This is a genomic window from Acinetobacter sp. 1566109, assembly GCF_000582255.1.
Taxonomy (GTDB): Bacteria; Pseudomonadota; Gammaproteobacteria; order Pseudomonadales; family Moraxellaceae; genus Acinetobacter; species Acinetobacter nosocomialis.
On record NZ_JEYB01000191.1, the window covers coordinates 1 to 1,146 of the forward strand.

General features: G+C 38.2%; 2 protein-coding genes and 1 pseudogene. All 3 read right to left on the bottom strand.

What is annotated here, in order from left to right:
• On the bottom strand, positions 1 to 434 hold a 434-nt coding region (locus tag J582_RS25320; RefSeq protein WP_155766489.1), incomplete at its 3' end, for a DUF692 family multinuclear iron-containing protein.
• A 69-nt stretch (positions 435 to 503) separates the two neighbouring features.
• Entirely contained in the window at positions 504 to 923 is a 420-nt protein-coding gene (locus J582_RS25325; RefSeq protein ID WP_004887867.1) for a DMT family transporter, read from the bottom strand.
• Positions 920 to 1,126, bottom strand: a pseudogene (locus tag J582_RS0105590) (EamA family transporter); the annotation flags it as partial. The gene J582_RS25325 and the pseudogene J582_RS0105590, both read right to left, overlap by 4 nt.
• Between the last annotated feature and the right edge of the window lie 20 nt (positions 1,127 to 1,146).

Genomic DNA, 1,146 nt, shown 5'->3' on the forward strand with positions numbered 1-1,146 from the left:
ATTAAATAAGTAGAAACATTCTCTATAACTAATCTTTTTCCTAAAATATCCTGCACACGTAAAATACGTTCAGCCACATATTTAACAGCGGCTTCTGTCATCGGTATGGGCAACAAATCGTATAAATAGCCGCCGTCATTTGTATAACTTAAATGTTCAGAATAAATTGGTACATCATATTGTTCTAAAAAGTGTTTTACTTTACCTATAAATTCGAGATTAAGCGGATGCGGCCCTCCAATAGATAATGACAAGCCGTGACAAATTAACGGCGCTTTTTCAGCACACTGTGCAAGTAGTTTTGCATGTCGACCACCAAAACCTAACCAGTTTTCTGGGGCAACTTCGATAAAGTCCGGATATGTTTTTGCAGCTAGAAACGAATCTATAAAGTCACGTCTCAAACCAAGCCCCACACCATTCAACTCCATCATGGTGATTACTCCTTTTGGAAATGATGCCGACACTTACTAGAAGGCCGACATCATCCATGATTAGATTGTTTACTTGGCGCCACACTTGCCATCAGCAACTTTTTTATCTGCCCGACTATGGCTCTCTTCTTCGTCTTTAGCCAAGAAGCAAACACCTGCAAAAATAAGAATAGCGCCAGTAACTTTTGTAAATGTTAGCGGTTCATTAAACAGCCAAATCGACAAAAACATGACCGTGATGAGTTCTAAATGTGAAGCTGCAAAAGCCGGCCCTATAGGCGCATGCTTTAATAAGTTCATCCAGATAAAAAAGGCACCTATATATCCAATAAAAGCCCCATAAATCCAAGGATGTCCAAAAACTCGGAACAGCCAATCTACATCAAAAGTTAAAGGCATCGCATGAATGGAAGCTAACTTAAAACTGATTTGAGCCAATGTATCGAAGAGCATTAATATTAAAAAACCAATAATATAAAATTTTTTCATGCCCCAATCCCAACAATAGTGACACCGACCGCAATCAGAACTACACCAATTAAGCGATTTCGAGTTAGTTTTTCATTAAAGAATAAGCGCCCAGCAAGCATAATCACGACAATGTTGATACAGCCTAACATGACCCCAATAGAGAGTGGAACTAACGAGAGGAAAGCAAGCCAAACGACAAACTCAAAGATATAGCAAAAAATTTTATATTATTGGTTTTTTA